10 protein-coding genes are annotated in these 18,818 nt (G+C 67.1%); 8 read left to right on the top strand and 2 right to left on the bottom strand.

From position 1 onward, the window contains the following. The first annotated feature begins 16 nt into the window (after positions 1 to 16). Positions 17 to 265, top strand: a complete 249-nt coding sequence (locus tag OGL92_RS10400; RefSeq protein WP_263143485.1) for a hypothetical protein — start codon at positions 17 to 19, stop codon at positions 263 to 265. Between the two features lie 11 nt (positions 266 to 276). Here OGL92_RS10400 and OGL92_RS10395 read toward each other — a convergent pair whose 3' ends face one another. Then, positions 277 to 600, bottom strand: a complete 324-nt coding sequence (locus tag OGL92_RS10395) for a hypothetical protein (protein ID WP_263143484.1) — start codon at positions 598 to 600, stop codon at positions 277 to 279. 203 nt (positions 601 to 803) lie between these two features. Between OGL92_RS10395 and OGL92_RS10390 the strand changes: the two genes are divergently transcribed. From OGL92_RS10390 to OGL92_RS10380, 3 genes are all read left to right on the top strand, one after another. Further along, entirely contained in the window at positions 804 to 1,091 is a 288-nt protein-coding gene (locus tag OGL92_RS10390) for a hypothetical protein (RefSeq protein ID WP_263143483.1), read from the top strand. Positions 1,092 to 1,354: 263 nt separating this feature from the next. Beyond that, positions 1,355 to 1,654 (top strand): hypothetical protein, encoded by a 300-nt coding sequence (locus OGL92_RS10385; RefSeq protein ID WP_263143482.1) that lies wholly within the window; start codon positions 1,355 to 1,357, stop codon positions 1,652 to 1,654. A gap of 64 nt (positions 1,655 to 1,718) precedes the next feature. Continuing rightward, positions 1,719 to 1,895, top strand: coding sequence for a hypothetical protein (locus OGL92_RS10380; protein WP_263143481.1), 177 nt, complete (start codon positions 1,719 to 1,721; stop codon positions 1,893 to 1,895). A gap of 224 nt (positions 1,896 to 2,119) precedes the next feature. Here OGL92_RS10380 and OGL92_RS10375 read toward each other — a convergent pair whose 3' ends face one another. Next, on the bottom strand, positions 2,120 to 2,686 hold the full coding sequence (locus OGL92_RS10375; protein WP_263143479.1) for an RNA polymerase factor sigma-70: 567 nt from the start codon (positions 2,684 to 2,686) through the stop codon (positions 2,120 to 2,122). 322 nt (positions 2,687 to 3,008) lie between these two features. Here OGL92_RS10375 and OGL92_RS10370 point away from each other — a divergent pair, with 322 nt between their 5' ends. From OGL92_RS10370 to OGL92_RS10355, 4 genes are all read left to right on the top strand, one after another. Further along, positions 3,009 to 3,227 (top strand): MbtH family protein, encoded by a 219-nt coding sequence (locus OGL92_RS10370; RefSeq protein ID WP_263143478.1) that lies wholly within the window; start codon positions 3,009 to 3,011, stop codon positions 3,225 to 3,227. A gap of 1 nt (position 3,228) precedes the next feature. Continuing rightward, the gene (locus OGL92_RS10365) at positions 3,229 to 3,993 is read left to right on the top strand and encodes an alpha/beta fold hydrolase (protein WP_263143477.1); all 765 of its coding nucleotides are present in this window, start codon (positions 3,229 to 3,231) and stop codon (positions 3,991 to 3,993) included. Positions 3,994 to 4,044: 51 nt separating this feature from the next. Continuing rightward, on the top strand, positions 4,045 to 17,094 hold the full coding sequence (locus OGL92_RS10360; protein WP_263143476.1) for a non-ribosomal peptide synthase/polyketide synthase: 13,050 nt from the start codon (positions 4,045 to 4,047) through the stop codon (positions 17,092 to 17,094). A gap of 175 nt (positions 17,095 to 17,269) precedes the next feature. Further along, the gene (locus OGL92_RS10355; RefSeq protein WP_263143474.1) at positions 17,270 to 18,682 is read left to right on the top strand and encodes an aspartate aminotransferase family protein; all 1,413 of its coding nucleotides are present in this window, start codon (positions 17,270 to 17,272) and stop codon (positions 18,680 to 18,682) included. The last annotated feature ends 136 nt before the right edge of the window (positions 18,683 to 18,818 follow it).

Below are 18,818 nucleotides of genomic sequence, written 5' to 3'. Positions count from 1 at the left end.
ATTGCAAAGGCGCTCCATGACCGAACAACAATTGCTGGCACTGGTGAAGCGGATCATGCAGCGTGAAGCGCTTCCGGATTTCCTGCCTTCGCGGGTCGGCGCCTTGCTGTTCGAGGCATTGGTCAGGGACTGGGACGCCCTGAGCGAGGAGAGTCGGCAGGATCTGCTGGTGGCGCTGGGCATGCTGGCCAAGTCGTTTTCCGCCGAAGCCAAGGCGGAGCGCACCACCACCGACATCCTCGACCGACTTTGCGGTACCCGCTGAGCAGGAATCGCTCAGAACCGATCGCGCAAACTCCGGCGCAGCAAGCGTGCGGCGAGCCAGCCCAGCGCACCACCCACCAACGTCCCTATGACGTCCGCCAGGAACAGCGTCGGCAAGCTGCCGCCCTCGGTTCTCGCTGCTTCCGCGGGATGCAGCCATGCCCAACCGTGGGGGAAAAATGCCAACGCCAAGAGTGCCGGCACCAGCACCAGGTAATACCAGAACGGACTCAGATCATGGGGCTTGACGGTTTTCACGTACAGGATGAAGCAAGACACGAGCGCGGCGATCAGCCCGCTGCGAACGCACTGCTGAAGGATCTCCAGGCTATACATGGCGGACTCCGCTTTCAGATGGCTTGGATTTTCAGACCGCGGCCCGGCCATGGGTTCAGCTTTTATCCAGGGTGCAGGGCGGCGCGCTGGCATCGACCATCCGTCATCCTTTTCCCCGCCGAAGAAACCTGGGGCGCGTTTCGCTTCTCCCTATAAGGTACCGGCCGCTTTTTGCGGGCGGATAAGAACCCCCGGGAGTGAGCATGGCGAAGTCAGCGCTCGACAACGTAATCGATACACGATGGTTCCAGTGGGCGAGGTGGGGCCAATGGTTCGGATTGGCTGCATTGCTCAGCGCCATGTTGCTGGGCGGCTTCACCGATATTCGGCAGACGCCCGCCGGCATCGCGTTCGTCGCGATCATCGGCATGCTCGGGCTCATGTCGCTGATTCCGGCTCGTTTCATTCTCACCGTCTACCTGATGCGACGGGAACAGCGAAGCCATCACGGCCGTCGGGTCGCATCGGCCAGGAAATCCAGCCAGAGGTAAAAAGATGACTACGGATCGCAGCAAATCGCCTTCGACACAGGACCAAGACCTTGGCACCCGGTTGCCGCCCGAGCGTGATCAGGCCGGCAAACCCGGTTCCTATCACAACGATCCCAATGGCCAGAAGGGGCCAGGGCCGCAGAATGACGAGAAAAAATAGCAGGTCGTTCCGGTAGAACTACCGTTCGTCAGGCTTCGAGCACCTTCCCCCGCTGGTGCAGCCCAATTCCAGGTAATCCCCATCAAGACTTGGAGAAAGACATATGACCATCAAGAGCTTCGGCGCCCTCGCAATTGCAGCAGTAATGTCCTTTCCCGTTTTCGCTGATACCTCCGCAAGCGGCTCGCCCACCAGCCAGCCTTCGGCCAGCGAAAGTTCTTCCGGTAAAACCAACAACGCGACCACCACCAACAACGGCGAAAGCAGTGGCACCACCACTGGCGCGAGCACCGATGCCGGTAACGGCACCGATTCGATGGTCGGCAGCGAAAGCTCGGGCGTGACCACCGAAACCGGTGCGGGCACCGGCACTACCGGCGGCGCGACCGACGCTAAAAAATGATCGAAGGATGGAAGAAGCCTCGCCTTGTGCGGGGCTTTTTTATTCAGCTTGGAGACGTCTTTCCATGAGCCAGCAAGACACCAGACGCACGTTGAATGATCCCCATGCGAATCCGGCGGATATCGCCGACGAGCGTGAGCGAGGCATCGAAGAGCGGCGTAGCGAGAAATTGACCGGCGGACGCAACGACAGCCAGGGGCATACGCCCCAGTTGAAACGGTCGGAGTCGGACAAGCCATGATCGGCCTGGGCGAAGTGGGGCGGGTGTCGCCCCCTCGCTCCCATCCTGCCAGGCGCCAGGCTCTGTACGAAAGGGATCTGCGCTCGGTGAGGTTGCGCTAACAACAGGCTCAGCATGTTCATTTACTGCGGAGAAACTCCGTTTCTTCGCCCGTTTTGCTTTCCCTGACCTGCGTTCGGTTATTTTTCGTACAGGCGGTTTCTGTGTTCAGGGACGCACATCCCCTAGCTTGCCTTTTCCAGCGAAAGCCTTTCGTTCTCTACGCGCTTGCGGCAATGCAGCAACGCATCCCGGACCATGAAGTTGACCAAGGTCGGTGACACGCCGAGCTCCTTGGCGATTTCCTTCTGCGGCACCCCGTGCAAGCGATACATCTCGAACGCGTAACGGGTTCGGCGCGGCAGTTCGCCCAGCGCGCCATCCAGCATGTCCAGGGTTTCCTGATGGATGTGGGTCGCTTCGGGGGAAGCGCTTTCATGGGTCTCCACCTCCAAACCTTCCGCTTCGCTCCCCGAATACTTTCTTTCCAGGATCTGCTTGCGGTAATGATCGATGGCCAGGTTGCGCACCGTGCGGAACATATAGCTGACCTGGGCTTTGAAGGAGAGGGAAACCAGAGGGGCTGACTCCAAGCGGAAATAGGCATCCTGGACGATGTCTTCGGCGCGGGAATGACATCCGGTGATGCGCGCCGCGGTTTTCACCAGGACAGAGCGATGTTCGACGAAAGCCTGTAGCGATGGGGCGCGCAGCCCGGTAGCCAGAAAATCAACGGATCCTTGTTTTTGCATGGAAGTTACCTGTGCGACGAGGTGTGACGGCAAATTTCTATGGGCTTGGTCCATACGACGCCGGACAAAATAGGGCGACTGATGCGCATTGTCAAATGAGAATCATTATCGAGAAATATTGCCATTTTGCTGACTGCCTGCTATGGCAGCCTGCCGCGAAAATGTTTTGTCCATGTGACGCGCAGCCGCACCGGAGGACCTGTTCCCGAGCTTCCCCCTCGTTCGAAGGCCGTCTGAAAGCGGGCTAATTATTTTCGAAACCCATCCGTTCTTCTCTGTGTAATGGGTCGGGCAGGGGCCCGGCCTCAGGTCAACCGAGGGGATGAACATGGTTTTCGATCGTGACGACGTTGTGTTCCAGGTCGTGGTGAACCACGAGGAGCAGTACTCCATCTGGCCGGACTACAAGGAAATCCCCAATGGCTGGCGCGCCGTCGGCAAGCGTGGGCTGAAGCAGGAGTGCCTGGCCTACATCGAGGAGGTCTGGACCGACATGCGCCCGCTGAGCTTGCGGCAGAAGATGGACCAGGCGACCGCTTGAGATGACAGGCATGCCCCGGCTGCGCTTGTTCTGCCTGCCCTATTCGGGCGCCAGCGCCATGGTCTACGCCCGTTGGCGGCGCAAGCTGCCCGCCTGGCTCGACGTGCATCCGCTGGAGCTGCCTGGGCGCGGCGCACGCTCCGCCCAGCCGTTCGCGACCGACGCCATCGAGCTGGCACGACGCCTGGCGATGGAGATTCGCGCCGATCTACAGCGTCCCTATGCGCTGTTCGGCCATAGCCTCGGCGGACTGCTGGCCTTCGAGACCGCCCACGCGTTGCGCGAAATGGGCGTTCCCGCGCCGCTGGCGCTTTTCGCGTCGGGGACCTCGGCACCGGCCAGGCGAGACTTCTCCGACTACGCCGAGCCGAAAAGCGACCCCGAGTTGATCGAACGGTTACGCAGCCTGCGTGGCACCTCCGAGGAGGTCCTCGCCAATCCCGAGTTGCTCAGCTTCGCGCTGCCGATCCTGCGGGCGGACTTCCTGCTCTGCGGAGGCTACCGCTATTCCCCCCGCGCGCCGCTGCGGCTGCCGATCCATGTGCTGGGCGGCAAGCAGGACGATGTCAGCATCGAAGACCTGCTCGCCTGGCAAGACGAAACCCTGGGGGCCTTCTCCCTCGATATGTTCGAAGGCCACCACTTCTTCATCCACGACTGCGAACGGGAAGTGCTGCTCGCCGTCGAGGAACACGCGCGACTTCATCTGTACGGCCCGCCTGCCAGCGGCCTGGATTCCCGTCGCCAGGCGCTCACCAGCCCCTGATCCCGCTCTTCTCCGAACCCACGCACGCAGCCGATCCAGGCAGGTAACGACATGAAGGAAGTATTCGATCTCCCGGGCGCCCCGCGCCTCGAAACCCTGGCTGACGCCTTGCAATCGCGCGCCGCTGCGGAGCCGGATCGGCTGGCCCTGCGTTTCCTCACGGGTGAAGGTGACGGCGAAACGCTCAGTTACCGTGAACTGGACCTGCGGGTCCGCGCCATCGCCGCTACGTTGCGCCAGTCCGCCGAGCCCGGTGACCGCGCACTGCTGCTGTTCAGCAGCGGCGTGGAGTACGTGGCGACCTTCTGCGCCTGCCTGTACAGCGGGATCATCGCCGTGCCGGCCTATCCTCCGGAGTCCAACCGCCCCCAGCACCGGGAACGCTTGCTGGGCATCGTCGAGGATGCCCGGCCGCGGCTGATCCTGACCACCTCGGGCCTGCGCGAGAGCCTGCGGCCGCTATGCGAAGGGCAGCCCGAGATCGGGTTGCTCGCGGTGGACGAGTTCGATCCATCGGCTGTCGCCGCCTACCAGGCACCGGTGCTATGCGGGGATGACATCGCCTTCCTGCAATACACCTCCGGTTCGACCGCGTCGCCCAAGGGCGTGCAGGTCACCCATGGCAACCTGGTGGCCAACGAGCGCCTGATCCGCCACGGCTTCGGCATTCAGGATGACGATGTGATCGTCAGCTGGTTGCCGCTGTACCACGACATGGGGCTCATCGGCGGCTTGCTGCAGGGTATCTTCAGCGGCGTCCCGGTGGTGTTGATGTCGCCACAGTATTTCCTCGAACGCCCGTTGCGCTGGCTGGACGCGGTGAGCCGCTTCGGCGGCACCGTCAGCGGCGGACCGGATTTCGCCTTCCGCCTGTGCGCCGAGCGCATCGCCGACAGCGCCTTGGCGCGGCTCGACCTGAGCCGCTGGCGCGTCGCATTCTCCGGTTCGGAGCCGATCCGTCCGGACAGCCTGGAAGGGTTCGCGGCGAAATTCTCCGCCTGTGGCTTCCAGGCGTCCGCCTTCTTCGCCTGCTACGGGCTGGCGGAGGCGACCCTGTTCGTCACCGGCGGACGGCGCGGTGCGGGCATTTCCACCCTGGAGCTGGACGCGCGCGCGCTGAGCGAGCACCGGGCCAAGGAAGGGGCGGGCCTGCCGTTGGCCAGCTGTGGCCATGCCCAGCCCGGCCACGCGCTGATGCTGGTCGATCCCGTGAGTGGCGAAACCCTGGAGGACGACCGGGTCGGCGAGATCTGGACCAGCGGTCCGAGCATCGCGCACGGCTACTGGCGCAATCCCCAGGCGAGCGCCGCCAGCTTCGTCGAGCGCGAAGGGCGTACCTGGCTACGCACGGGCGACCTGGGCTTCCGCCGCGCCGGCGAGTTCTATGTGACCGGTCGGCTCAAGGACATGCTGATCGTCCGCGGGCAGAACCTCTATCCGCAGGACATCGAACGCAGTATCGAGCAGGCGGTGGAAGGGGTACGCAAAGGACGTGTCGCCGCATTCGCCGTTCAGAGCCAAGGGCAGGAACGCATCGGCATCGCCGCCGAGATCGGCCGGCGCGTGCAGAAACTGGTGCCGGCGGACACCCTGGTCGCGCTCATTCGCCAGGCGGTCGCCGAGGCGCACGGCGAGGCGCCGGGACTGGTGGCGCTGCTCGATCCCGGCACCTTGCCGAAGACCTCCAGTGGCAAGCTGCAACGCTCGGCCTGCCGCATCGGCCTCGAAGAGGGGCGCCTCGACGCCTACAGGCTGTATCGCCAGGACGAATTCCCGACCGCTTCAAGCACGCCGAGCCCGGCTTCGGACACCCCCGAACACCTGATCGCGGCGCTCTGGCGCGAACGCCTGGGCGTCGAGCGCGTCGAGGCGGACAGCCATTTCTTCGGCCTGGGGGGCAACTCCATCCGTGCCGTCGAGGTCGTCGCAGCCCTGCGCGAGCGTCTCGGGGTCGCCCTGGAGCCGCAGCATCTGTTCGAAGCGCCGACCTTCGCCGCGTTCACCGCCCTGGTGGCGCGCCTGCAACAGGCCGGCAAGGTGGCTGGCAGCGCCATCGAGCGACATGCCGGCACGCAACCCACGCCCCAGTCTCCGGCCCAGCAGCGGCTGTGGTTCCTCTGGCAACTCGATCCTCTCGGTGCCTCCTACAACATTCCCGGCGCCTTGCGCTTGCGTGGCGATCTGGACGAGGTCGCGCTCCAGCGCAGCTTCGACCACCTGCTCAGCCGGCATTCCGGCCTGCGGACCTTCTTTTTCGAACAGGACGGGATCGCCTTGCAGCAGGTCCAGGCCGCGCAGCCGCTGCGGCTGCAACGGACCGATCTCGGCGAGTGGCCGCCCGAGCAGCGCGAGTCGCAAGCGCAGCGCCTGCGCGAAGAGGAGGCGCTGCGGCCCTTCGATTTGCGCGAAGGGCCGTTGCTGCGGGTCGGTTTGATCCGTCTGGACGACCAGGAGCACCTGTTACTGGTCACCCTGCATCACATCGTCGCCGACGGCTGGTCGCTGAACCTGCTGATCGAGGAGTTCTCCAGCCTCTACGCCGCCTTCGCCCAGGATCGCCTCGCGCAGCTCTCCGAACTGCCGGTGCAATACACCGATTTCGCCCTCTGGCAACGGGAGTGGCTGGCCCAGGGCGAGGGCGAGCGGCAACTGGCGTACTGGCGGGAAACCCTGGGCGGCAGCCAGCCGGTACTGGCGTTGCCCACCGATCGGCCCCGCCATGACGGGGGCAAGTATCGCGCCGAGCGCCTGTCGTTCGGGCTCGATCCAGAGCTGGCCGAGGGCCTGAAAGCCCTCGCCCGGGAACGGGATGCCACGCTGTTCATGCTCTTGCTGGCGGCGCTGCAAAGCCTTCTGCATCGCTACAGCGGGCAGGACGATATCCGCGTCGGCGTGCCCAATGCCAACCGCACCCGGTGGGAGACCCAAGGGCTGGTCGGCTTCTTCATCAATACCCTGGTACTGCGCGGCGAGCTGGATGCCGGCACCCCCTTCCAGCAGGTGCTGGACGCCGCGCGTAGCGCGACCTTGGGCGCACAGGCGCACCAAGACGTGCCCTTCGATCAAGTGGTGGAGGCCCTCGCGGGCGCTCGCGGAGCGAACGCCGCCGGACCCTTCCAGGTCCTGTTCAACCACCAGCAACGTGACCGTCGCGCATTGCGCCGCCTGCCCGGTCTGCTCGCCGAGGAGTTGCCCTGGCACAGTCGCGAAGCCAAGTTCGAGCTGCAGTTGCAGAGCGAGGAAGACGAGCGCGGTCGGCTGACGCTGGCCTTCGACTATGCCGCCGAACTGTTCGATGCCTGCACCATCCAGCGCATGGCGCGGCACCTGGTGGCGCTCCTGCGCGAGGCCGTGGCGCACCCGGCGAGGCCCATCGGCGAGCTCGAACTGCTGGACGACGGCGAGCGGGCGCAACTGGAGGCCTGGGCGAGGGCGCCCCGGACGTACCCGGCCAGCCTGATCCCCCACGCCATCGCCGAAACGGCTCGTCGCGCGCCGCAGCGGATCGCGCTGGTCAGCGACGGCGGCAGCCTCGATTACGCCACCCTGGATGCCCGTGCCAATCGCCTGGCTCATCGCCTGATCGCCCTCGGCGTCGGCCCGGAAGTGCGGGTCGGCATCGCCGTGGAGCGTTCGCCGGAACTGATCGTCGGGCTGCTGGCCATTCTCAGGAGCGGCGCCGCCTATGTGCCGTTGGACGTCGACTATCCGGCGGAACGCCTGGCCTACATGGTCGAGGACAGCGCGCTCGCCTTGCTGCTGACCCAGAGTCACCTGCCCGCGCTGGCACTGCCGGCCGGCCTGCCCGTGCTGGAACTGGACCGGCTGAACCTGGAGGAGGGCGATGCCCAGGCGCCGGACGTCGCCCTCAGCGGCGACAACCTCGCCTACGTCATCTACACCTCAGGGTCCACCGGCCAACCCAAGGGCGTCGGCAATACCCATCGGGCCCTGAACGAGCGGCTGCGCTGGATGCTGGACACCTACGGCTTCGACGCCGAAGACGTTTTCCTGCAGAAGGCGCCGGTCAGCTTCGATGTCTCGGTGTGGGAATGCTTCCTGCCGCTGCTCGCCGGTAGCCGCCTGGTGCTCGCCGCGCCGGGCGAGCACCGCGACCCGCGGCGCCTGGTGGACCGAGTGATCGAGCAGGGCGTGAGCGTGCTGCATTTCGTCCCGCCGCTGCTGCACCTGTTCATCGAGGAGGCGCGCGTCGAGCAGTGCGTCACCCTGCGCCTGCTCTTCTCCGGCGGCGAGGCTCTTTCCAGCGAATTGCAGGACCGGGTGCGGGAGCGCTTGCCGGCCGTGGCATTGCACAACCGCTATGGCCCGACGGAAACGGCGATCAACGTCACCCACTGGCCCTGCGTGTCGGAAAATCGTGCCCTGGTGCCCATCGGCCGGCCGCTGGGCAACGTGGTCTGCCAGGTGCTCGATGCGCGCCTGCAACCGGTGCCCATCGGCGTCGCCGGCGAACTCTATATCGGCGGCAGCGGGCTGGCGCGGGGTTACCTGGGGCGCGCGGCACTGACCGCGGAGCGTTTCGTGCCGGCCGCCGACGATCGCGGTGGGCGGCTGTACCGCAGCGGCGACCGGGCACGCTGGCGCGCCGACGGTGCGCTCGAATACCTGGGGCGTATGGACCGCCAGGTCAAGTTGCGCGGGTTCCGCATCGAGCTGGAGGAAGTCGAAACCTGGCTGCTGGAGCAGCCAGGTGTCCGCCAGGCGGCGGTGACCCTGCACCGCGGGCAGGCGGGCGAGCAACTGGTGGGCTATGTCGTCTGCGAAAGCCAGGAGGACCAGGACGCACTGGGCCTGCGGGTACGCCAGGCGTTGCAACGGGTCCTTCCGGAATACATGGTCCCGGCGCTCGTGATGCGCCTGGAAACCCTGCCCTTGACGCCGAGCGGCAAACTGGACCGGCGCGCGCTGCCGGAGCCGCGCTGGACCCAACGGGCGCAGCGCGCCCCGAGCAGCGACCTGGAGTGCCGGATCGCCGCGATCTGGCGCGAGGTCCTGGGGGTCGAGCGCATTGGCCTGGACGACGATTTCTTCGAGCTGGGCGGGCACTCGCTGCTGGCTACGCGCATCGTTTCCCGCGTGCGCCAGGCCTGTGACGTCGAGCTGCCGCTGAGCAGCCTGTTCGAGGCCAGCCGCTTGGAAGCCTTCGTCTCGTGCGTGCAGCAGGCCCTGGAAACCGGCCAGCGCAATGGTCAGGGCGCCATCGCCCGGATCGATCGCAGCCTGCCGGTGCCCTTGTCCTATTCGCAGCAACGCATGTGGTTTCTCTGGCAACTGGAGCCGGACAGCCCCGCCTACAACGTCGGCGGCGTGGCGCGCATGAGCGGTCCGCTGCAGGCGGATCACTTCGACGCGGCGCTACAGGCACTGATGCAGCGTCACGAAACCCTGCGCACCACCTTCCCCAGCGTCGACGGCGTCCCGCTGCAAAAGGTCGCCGCCGAAAGTCCGGTACGCCTGCGCCGGCTGGATTTCTCGAACCTGGCGGCGCCGGCCTTCCAGGACGAGCTGCGACGTTTCGCCGAGGCCGAGGCCCATGCGCCCTTCGACCTGGAGCGGGGCCCCTTGCTGCGGGTCTGCCTGCTGAAGGCAGCCGACCGCGAACACTACCTGGTGGTGACCCTGCATCACATCGTCACCGAGGGCTGGGCGATGGACATCTTCGCCCGGGAACTGGCGGCGCTCTACGAGGCGGCGCTGCAGGGCCGGCCCTCGCCGTTGCCGGAACTGCCGGTGCAATACCTGGACTACAGCGTCTGGCAACGTCAATGGCTCGAGGCCGGCGAGTTGCGCCGGCAGTTGGATTACTGGACGCATCAACTGGGCGGCGAGCAGCCCTTGCTCGAACTGCCCTTCGACCGGCCACGCCCGCCGGTGCAAAGCCACCGTGGCGATCTGTACCGCTTCGAGCTGGACGACGATCTGGCGCAACGGTTGCGCGCATTCAACGCCGAACGGGGCCTGACCCTGTTCATGACCATGACCGCCACCCTCGGCCTGCTGCTGTATCGCTACAGCGGGCAGGATGACCTGCGCATCGGCACGCCCATGGCCAACCGGATACGCCCGGAAAGCGAGGGCCTGATCGGCGCCTTCCTGAATACCCAGGTGCTGCGTCTGCGTCCCGCAGGCCACATGCGGGTGGAGGAGTGGCTGGAGCAGGTGAAGCAGGTCGCGGTGGAGGGCCAGTCCCATCAGGATCTGCCGTTCGATCATCTGGTCGAAGCCCTGCAACCCCAGCGGAGCGCGGCCTACAACCCGTTGTTCCAGGTGATGTGCAACGTGCAGCGCTGGGAATTCCAGCAAACCCGGGAGATCGCCGGCGGCCTGCGCCTGGACTACCTGGTCAACGACGCCCGGGCCACCAAGTTCGACCTGAACCTGGAGGTTACCGATTTCGATGCGCACCTGCGCTGCTGCCTGACCTATAGCAGCGATTTGTTCGACGCCGACACCATCGAGCGCATGGCCCGGCACTGGCAAACCCTGTTGTGCGGCCTGCTCGCCGAGCCGCAGCGGCGGCTCAGCGAATTGCCCCTGTTCGAGGCCGACGAACTTCGTGCCTTGTTGACCCAGGACCCGCCCGCCCCGGCGGAGTCGGCGCTCGACGAATGCCTGCACGTCCTGTTCGAGCGGCAAGCCGCCGCGACGCCGGAGGCGCCGGCATTGACCTTCGCGGGTTCCACCCTGAGCTACCGCGAACTCAACGCGCGGGCCAACCGTCTGGCCCGCCACCTGCGCGAGCGGGGCGTCGGCGCCGAAGCCCGGGTGGGCCTGGCCCTGGAACGCTCCCTGGAGATGGTCGTGGGCCTGCTGGCGATCCTCAAGGCCGGCGCTGCCTATGTGCCGCTGGACCCCGAATACCCGGCGGAGCGCCTGCGTTACATGGTGGAGGACAGCGGCATCGGCCTGCTGCTCGGCCACGCGGCGTTGTTCGATGCCCTGGGGGAATTGCCGGCCGGTGTCGGCGCCTGGTGCCAGGAGCGCGACGCCGCCGCCCTGGACGCCCATGAATCCGCCGACCTGAATCTGCCGGTCGACCCGGCGCACCTGGCCTATCTGATCTACACCTCCGGCTCCACCGGCCAGCCTAAAGGCGTCGCGGTGGCCCATGGCGCCATCGCCATGCATTGCCGCGCGGTGATCGAGCGCTTCGGCATGGGCGCCGACGACTGCGAACTGCACTTCTATTCGATCAATTTCGACGCCGCCAGCGAGCGCCTGCTGACCCCCTTGCTCTGCGGTGCCCGCGTGGTGTTGCGCGAGCAGGGCCAATGGGGGGCGGAAGACATCTGCGGGCTGATCCGCGAACAGTCGGTCAGCGTCGTCGGCTTCACCCCCAGCTATGGCGGCCAGCTCGCCCAATGGCTGCGCGAACGTGGCGAGGTACTGCCGGTGCGCCTGTGCATCACCGGCGGCGAAGCCCTGACACCGGAACACGTGCATGGCATTCGTGCGGCCTTCGCGCCGCAGCGCTTCTTCAACGCCTATGGCCCGACCGAGACGGTGGTGATGCCGCTGGCTGGCGAGGTCCCGCTCGATCTGGACCAGGAGGCCAACAGCATTCCGATCGGCTCGGGGGTCGGGGCGCGCAGCCTGTACATTCTCGACGCGGACCTCAACCCGGTCGCGCCCGGGGCGGTGGGCGAGCTCTACGTCGGCGGTGCCGGCCTGGCCCGCGGTTATCACGAGCGGCCCGGGCTGACCGCCGAACGCTTCGTCGCCGACCCCTTCGGCACGCCGGGGGGCGGACGCTTGTACCGTACCGGCGACCGGGTGAAACGCCGGCGCGACGGTTTGCTGGAATACCTGGGGCGGATCGACCATCAAGTGAAGATCCGCGGCTTCCGCATCGAACTGGGCGAAATCGAGGCCCGCCTGCAGGCATCCCCGGAGGTGCGGGAAGCGGTGGTGCTCGCCGTCGAAGGCGGTTCCGGGCTGCAACTGGTGGCCTACGTGACTGCCGTCGAGACAGGACTGAACCTGGCCGACGAGGCCCGCCAGGAGCGCTTCCGGGAAAGCCTCAAGGGTGAGCTGCAAGCCCGGTTGCCGGACTACATGGTGCCGACGCACATCCTGTTACTGGATAGCCTGCCCTTGACCGCCAACGGCAAGCTGGACCGCAAGGCGTTGCCGATGCCGGACCTGGAGCGCGCGCGACAGGCCTATGTCGAGCCGCGCGACGAGCGCGAGCGAAAGCTGGCGCGAATCTGGCGCGAGGTGCTGAACGTGGAGCGCGTCGGCCTGCACGACAACTTCTTCGAGCTGGGCGGCGATTCGATCCTGTCGATCCAGGTGGTCAGCCGGGCGCGCCAGGCCGGACTGCACTTCACGCCGAAGGAACTTTTCCGCTTCCAGACCGTGCAGAGCCTCGCCGCCGCGGCGCAAGTCAGCGAGCGCCTGAGCATCGACCAGGGAGCGGTGAGCGGAGACGCGCCCCTGACGCCGATCCAGCACTGGTTCTTCGACAGCCTTTCTCAGCGGCCCGACCATTGGAACCAGGCGCTGTTGCTGGAGCCGGTCGCGACCCTCGAAGGCCGGCATCTGGAACAGGCGTTGCACGCGTTGGTGGCCCATCACGATGCCTTGCGCCTGAGTTTCGTCCGGGATGAGCAGGGCTGGCACGCCACGCATCGCGAGGTCGATGCGCCAATCGCCGACCTGCTCTGGCAACGCCGCGTCGACGACGCGGCGGACCGTCTCGCGCTGTTCGAGGAGGCCCAGCGCAGCCTGGACATCCAGCGCGGTCCGCTGCTGCGCGCGGTGCTCGCCGAGGGCCCCGGTGAACAGCGACGCTTGCTGCTGGCGATCCACCACCTCGCGGTGGATGGCGTTTCCTGGCGCGTCCTGCTCGACGATTTGCAGACCGCTTGCCGGCAGTGCGCGGCGAGCGAGCAGGTGAACTTGCCGGCGAAAACCAGCGCCTTCCGCGACTGGGGCCGTTGCCTGCAGACCTATGCCGGCAGCGAGCCGCTGCGCGAGGAACTGGACTGGTGGCGGGACCACCTGGCCGGTCCCGCGGTCGAGCCGCCCCGCGACAATCCGCAGGGTCTCAACCTGCAACGGCACGCGTGCAGCCTGTCGGTGAAACTGGACGCGCAACGCACCCGCGAGCTGCTGCAACAGGCGCCCGCGGCCTACCGGACCCAGGTCAACGACCTGTTGCTCACTGCCCTGGCGCGGGTGCTGTGCCGCTGGACCGGCGAACGCTCGACCCTGGTCCAGCTGGAAGGCCACGGCCGCGAAGCGCTGTTCGACGCCATCGACCTGACCCGCACCCTGGGTTGGTTCACCAGCGCCTACCCCTTGCGCCTGACCCCGGCCGACGAACCTGGCACGTCGCTCAAGGCGATCAAGGAACAACTGCGCGCGGTGCCGCACAAAGGCCTCGGCTACGGCGTGCTGCGCTACCTGGCGGACGCCGAGCGGCGGGCTGTCCTGGAGACGCTGCCCCAGGCCCGAGTCACCTTCAACTACCTCGGCCAGTTCGACCAGAGCTTCGCCGCGGACGCGCTGTTCCGTCCGGTGGACGAAGCCTCCGGCGCGGCCCACGACCCCGACAGCCGCTTGCCCAACTGGCTCAGCGTGGATGGCCAGGTCTACGGCGGCGAACTGCTGCTGCGCTGGACCTTCAGCGAAGACCTCTATCAGGTGAGCACCGTGCAGGACCTGGCGGAGGCCTATCTGGAGGAATTGCAGGGATTGATCGCCCATTGCCTTGAGCCCGAGGTCGGCGGCATCACGCCATCGGACTTCCCGCTGGCACGGCTCGACCAAGGCCAGTTGGATGCGCTGCCGGTGGCCTTCGACCAGATCGACGACATCTATCCCCTGACCCCGATGCAGGAAGGCTTGCTGCTGCACACCCTGTTGGAGCCGGGCTCGGGCGTGTATTTCATGCAGGACCGCTACCGGGTGGACAGCGAGATCGATCCGTCGCGCTTCGCCGCCGCCTGGCAAGCGGTGGCGGCTCGCCACGAAGCGTTGCGCGCCTCCTTCTGGTGGGACGCCGGCGACACCATGCAGCAGATCATCCACCGACCGGGCCCGGTGCCGGTGGATTACCAGGACTGGAGCGAGGTGCCCGAGGACGACCACGAAACCCGCCTGGCGACTCTGCTCGAAAACGAACGCCAGGCCGGCTTCGACCTGCTGCGGGAACCGCCTTTCCGCCTGCGCCTGATCCGCCTGGGCCAAGCGCGCTACTGGTTCCTGATGAGCAACCACCACATCCTCATCGACGCCTGGTGCCGGTCATTGCTGATGGGGGACTTCCTCGAGATCTACCAGGCCTTCGGCCGTGGCGAACAGGCCGAGTTGCCGCTGGCGCCGCGTTATCGCGACTACATCGCCTGGCTGCAGCGCCAGGACGCCGATGAAGCCACCGCCTATTGGCGGGAAAGCCTGCGCGGCTTCGAACGGCCGACCCTGGTTCCCAGCGACCGGCCGATCGTGCATGACAGCGGTGCGATGCGCGTGGCCGATGCCCACGCTCGCCTGGATGCGGCCGACGGTCGCCGCTTGCGCGAACTGGCGCAGCGTCACCAGTTGACTGCCAACACCTTCGCCCAGGCGGCCTGGGCGCTGGTATTGCGCCGCTACAGCGGCGAGCGGGACGTCCTCTTCGGGGTCACCGTGGCCGGGCGTCCAGTGGGCATGCCGGAGATGCAGCGGACCGTGGGGCTGTTCATCAACAGCGTGCCGTTGCGGGTGCCGATGCCGGCGGCGGGCGAGCGCCGCGCCGTCGGCGACTGGCTGCGCGAGCTGCTGGAGCGCAACCTGGCGCTGCGCGAGCACGAATACCTGCCGCTGGTGAACATCCAGGCGTGCAGCGAACTGCCCAAGGGCCAGCCGTTGTTCGATAGCCTGTTCGTCTTCGAGAACGCGCCGGTGGAAGTCTCGGTGCTGGACAAGGCGCAAAGCCTCAATGCGCGCTCGGAGTCGGGGCGGACCCACACCAACTTCCCGCTGACCGTGGTCTGCTACCCGGGCGACGACCTGGGCCTGCACCTTTCCTATGACCAGCGGTTCTTCGACGAACCGACCGTGGCGCGCCTGCTGGCCGATTTCAAGCGCCTGCTGCTGGCCTTGATCGACGGCTTCCAGGGCGACTTCGCCGACTTGCCGCTGATGGGCGAGGATGAAAGCCGCTTCCTCTTGCAGGACTGCAACCGCACCGACCGTGCCTATCCGCTGGAACAGGGGTACGCGGCGCTGTTCGAGGCCCGGGTCGCGGCCCATCCCCAGCGCATCGCGGCGGTCTGCCTGGAGCGGCAATGGAGCTATGCCGAGCTCAATCGCCAGGCCAATCGCCTCGCCCATGGTTTGATCGAGGCGGGCGTGCGGCCCGATCAGCCGGTGGCGCTGCTGGCCGAGCGTGGCCTGGAACTGCTGGGCATGATCGTCGGTAGCTTCAAGGCGGGCGCGGCGTACCTGCCGCTCGACCCCGGCCACCCGAGCCAGCGCCTGAGCCATATCCTCAGCCTGAGCCGCGCGCCGGTGCTGGTCTGCGACCAGGCGTGCAGCGACCAGGCGCGGCGTTTGCTCGACGAACTGGAGGCGCCGCGGCGGCCCCGTCTGCTGGTGTGGGAAACGCTGCAAGGGACTCCGGGCGCGGAGCACGACCCCGCCGTGCCCAGCGGCCCGGATCGGTTGGCCTACATCATCTACACCTCGGGTTCCACCGGGGTGCCCAAGGGGGTGATGGTGGAGCAGGCCGGCATGCTCAACAACCAACTGAGCAAGGTGCCTTATCTGGGCCTGGACGAACGCGACGTGATCGCCCAGACCGCGTCGCAGAGCTTCGATATTTCCGTGTGGCAGTTCCTCACCGCGGCGCTGTGCGGCGCGCGGGTCGAGATCGTCCCCAACGCCATCGCCCACGACCCGGCGGTCCTGCTCAGGCATGTCCGCGAGCGTGGTGTGACCGTGCTGGAGAGCGTGCCCTCGTTGATCCAGGGGCTGCTGACGGAAGAGCAGGACCCGTTGCCGGCCCTGCGCTGGATGCTGCCGACCGGTGAGGCCATGCCGCCGGAGCTGGCGCGGCAGTGGTTGCAGCGCTACCCCGATATCGGCCTGGTGAACGCCTACGGCCCGGCGGAGTGCTCCGACGACGTGGCGCTGTTCCGGGTGGACCCGGCGTCCACCCAGGGCAGCTACCTGCCCATCGGCACGCCCACCGACAACAATCGCCTGTACGTGCTGGACGAACAGGCCCTGCCGGTGCCGGTCGGCGCGGTGGGCGAACTGTGCGTGGCGGGGACCGGGGTCGGCCGAGGTTATGTCGGCGATCCGGCACGCACCGCCCTGGCGTTCCTGCCGCATCCCTATGGCGAACCCGGCGAGCGCCTGTACCGCACCGGGGACCTGGCGCGGCGGCGCGCCGATGGCGTGCTGGAGTACGTCGGCCGCCTCGACCACCAGGTGAAAATCCGTGGCTTCCGCATCGAACTGGGCGAGATCGAGGCGCGCCTGCACCAGCACGATGGCGTGCGGGACGCGGCGGTCGCGGTACAGGAAGGCCCCACCGGCAAGCAACTGGTGGGCTACGTGGTACCGGCGGACAGTGCCCTGCTGCAACTGGACGAAGCCAACGCGGCGCAATCGCTTGTCGAGCAGAGCGCCTATCGCGAACGGCTCAAGCAGGACCTGAGGGCCGAGCTGCCGGACTACATGGTGCCCTTGCACTGGTTGCTGCTGGAGCGCCTGCCGCTCAACGCCAACGGCAAGCTGGATCGGCGTGCCCTGCCGGGGCTGGACATCGGACAGGCGCAGCAGCACTACACCGCGCCGCGCAGCGAGCTGGAACGCGACCTGGCGGACATCTGGCGCGAGGTGCTGAAGGTCGAGCGGGTCGGCATCCACGATAACTTCTTCGAGTTGGGTGGGCACTCGCTGTTGGCCACGCAGATCGCGTCACGGGTGCAGAAGGCCTTGCAGCGCAACGTCCCGCTGCGGGCGATGTTCGAGTGCGCGACGGTCGCGGAACTGGCGGCCTACATCGAGGCGCTGGAAGGCTCGGCCATCACCGAGCAGAAAGCCGAGCGCCTGAACGATCTGATGAGCCAACTGGAAGCCTTGTAAGGCCCGCCCGGGACGCGCGGCGGTTATCGCCGCGCGCCGGCCCCGCCTGTCGCGTCGTCCCTCGCCGCCGGTGTAAATCGGCACCGGGGCCGTGCGTCATCTGAACGAGCCGCCGCCGCGCCGCTTCCGCGCGGCGGATGGCCCGGCGCACCATCACTCCATCGAGGAATCCGCTATGCAAGTCGTTTCCAGCGTCGTCGAAAACCCGACCGTCCCGGCTTCTGCCGAGGCGGCGGAAACGCTCTATCGGTTCGACGAGTCGCCCTTGCTGGCCCGGCAGAAGCGACAGGAATCCAATGCGCGCAGCTATCCCCGGCGCCTTCCGCTGGCCCTCAAGCGGGGCCGCGGCATCCGCGTCGAGGACGTCGAAGGCCGCTGGTTCATCGACTGCCTGGCCGGCGCCGGAACCCTGGCCCTGGGGCACAACCACCCGGTGGTGATCGAAGCGATCCGCCAGGTGCTGGACGATGAGCTGCCGCTGCATACCCTCGACCTCACCACGCCGGTCAAGGATCGCTTCGTCCAGGACCTCTTCGGCCTGCTGCCGGAGGCGTTTTCCCGCGAGGCGAAGATCCAGTTCTGCGGGCCGACCGGCACCGATGCGGTGGAGGCCGCGCTGAAACTGGTGCGCACCGCCACCGGGCGCAGCACCGTCCTGTCGTTCCAGGGCGGTTACCACGGCATGAGTCAGGGCGCCCTCGGCCTGATGGGCAATCTCGGGCCGAAGAAACCCCTGGGCGCGTTGCTCGGCAATGGTGTGCAATTCCTGCCCTATCCCTACGCGTATCGCTGCCCGTTCGGGCTTGGCGGCGACGCGGGCGTGAGGGTGAACCTGAACTACCTGGAAAACCTGCTGAAGGACCCGGAGAGCGGCGTGCAGCCACCCGCCGCGGTGATCGTCGAAGTGGTGCAGGGGGAGGGCGGGGTGATCCCCGCCGACCTGGACTGGCTGCGCGGACTGCGCCGTATCACCGAGGAGGCCGGCGTCGCCCTGATCGTCGACGAAATCCAGAGCGGCTTCGGCCGCACCGGGCGGATGTTCGCCTTCGAGCACGCCGGCATCCTGCCGGACGTGGTGGTGCTCTCCAAGGCCATCGGCGGCAGCCTGCCGCTCGCCGTGATGGTCTATCGCGAGTGGCTGGACAAGTGGCTACCCGGCGCCCATGCGGGCACCTTCCGCGGTAACCAGATGGCCATGGCCGCCGGTTCGGCGGTGATGCGCTACCTGCGCGAGCACGACCTGCCGGGCCACGCCGCCGCCATGGGCGAGCGCCTGGCCGAGCATCTGCGCGTGCTGCAACGGGACTTCCCGCAGTTGGGCGACATCCGTGGGCGCGGGCTGATGCTCGGTGTGGAGATCGTCGATCCGCGGGGTGTTGCCGATGCGCTGGGCCATCCGCCGGGTGACGGTAAGCTGGCCTCGGCGATCCAGCACGAGTGCCTGCGTCGTGGCTTGATCCTCGAACTCGGCGGTCGCCACGGCTGCGTGGTGCGCTTCCTGCCGCCCCTGGTGATCAGCGCCGAAGAAATCGACGACGTCGTGCAGCGTTTCGCCCGCGCTTTGCAGGCGGCCTTGCGGCGCGCCTGAGCTCGTCGTGCGCCCTGGCCCGGGGCGCACTCTTCCACGCCTTCGTTTCGCCCGTCCATCCGATGGGTGCGTCCGCGCTCGCCCGGGTGAACGGCCAGGGCGCGGCATCGCCGCGCCGGGCCACGCAGGCCTAAAT

This window comes from Pseudomonas sp. RIT-PI-AD, from assembly GCF_025642785.1.
GTDB lineage: Bacteria > Pseudomonadota > Gammaproteobacteria > Pseudomonadales > Pseudomonadaceae > Pseudomonas_T.
This window is presented reverse-complemented; position numbering and strand designations above follow the sequence as displayed.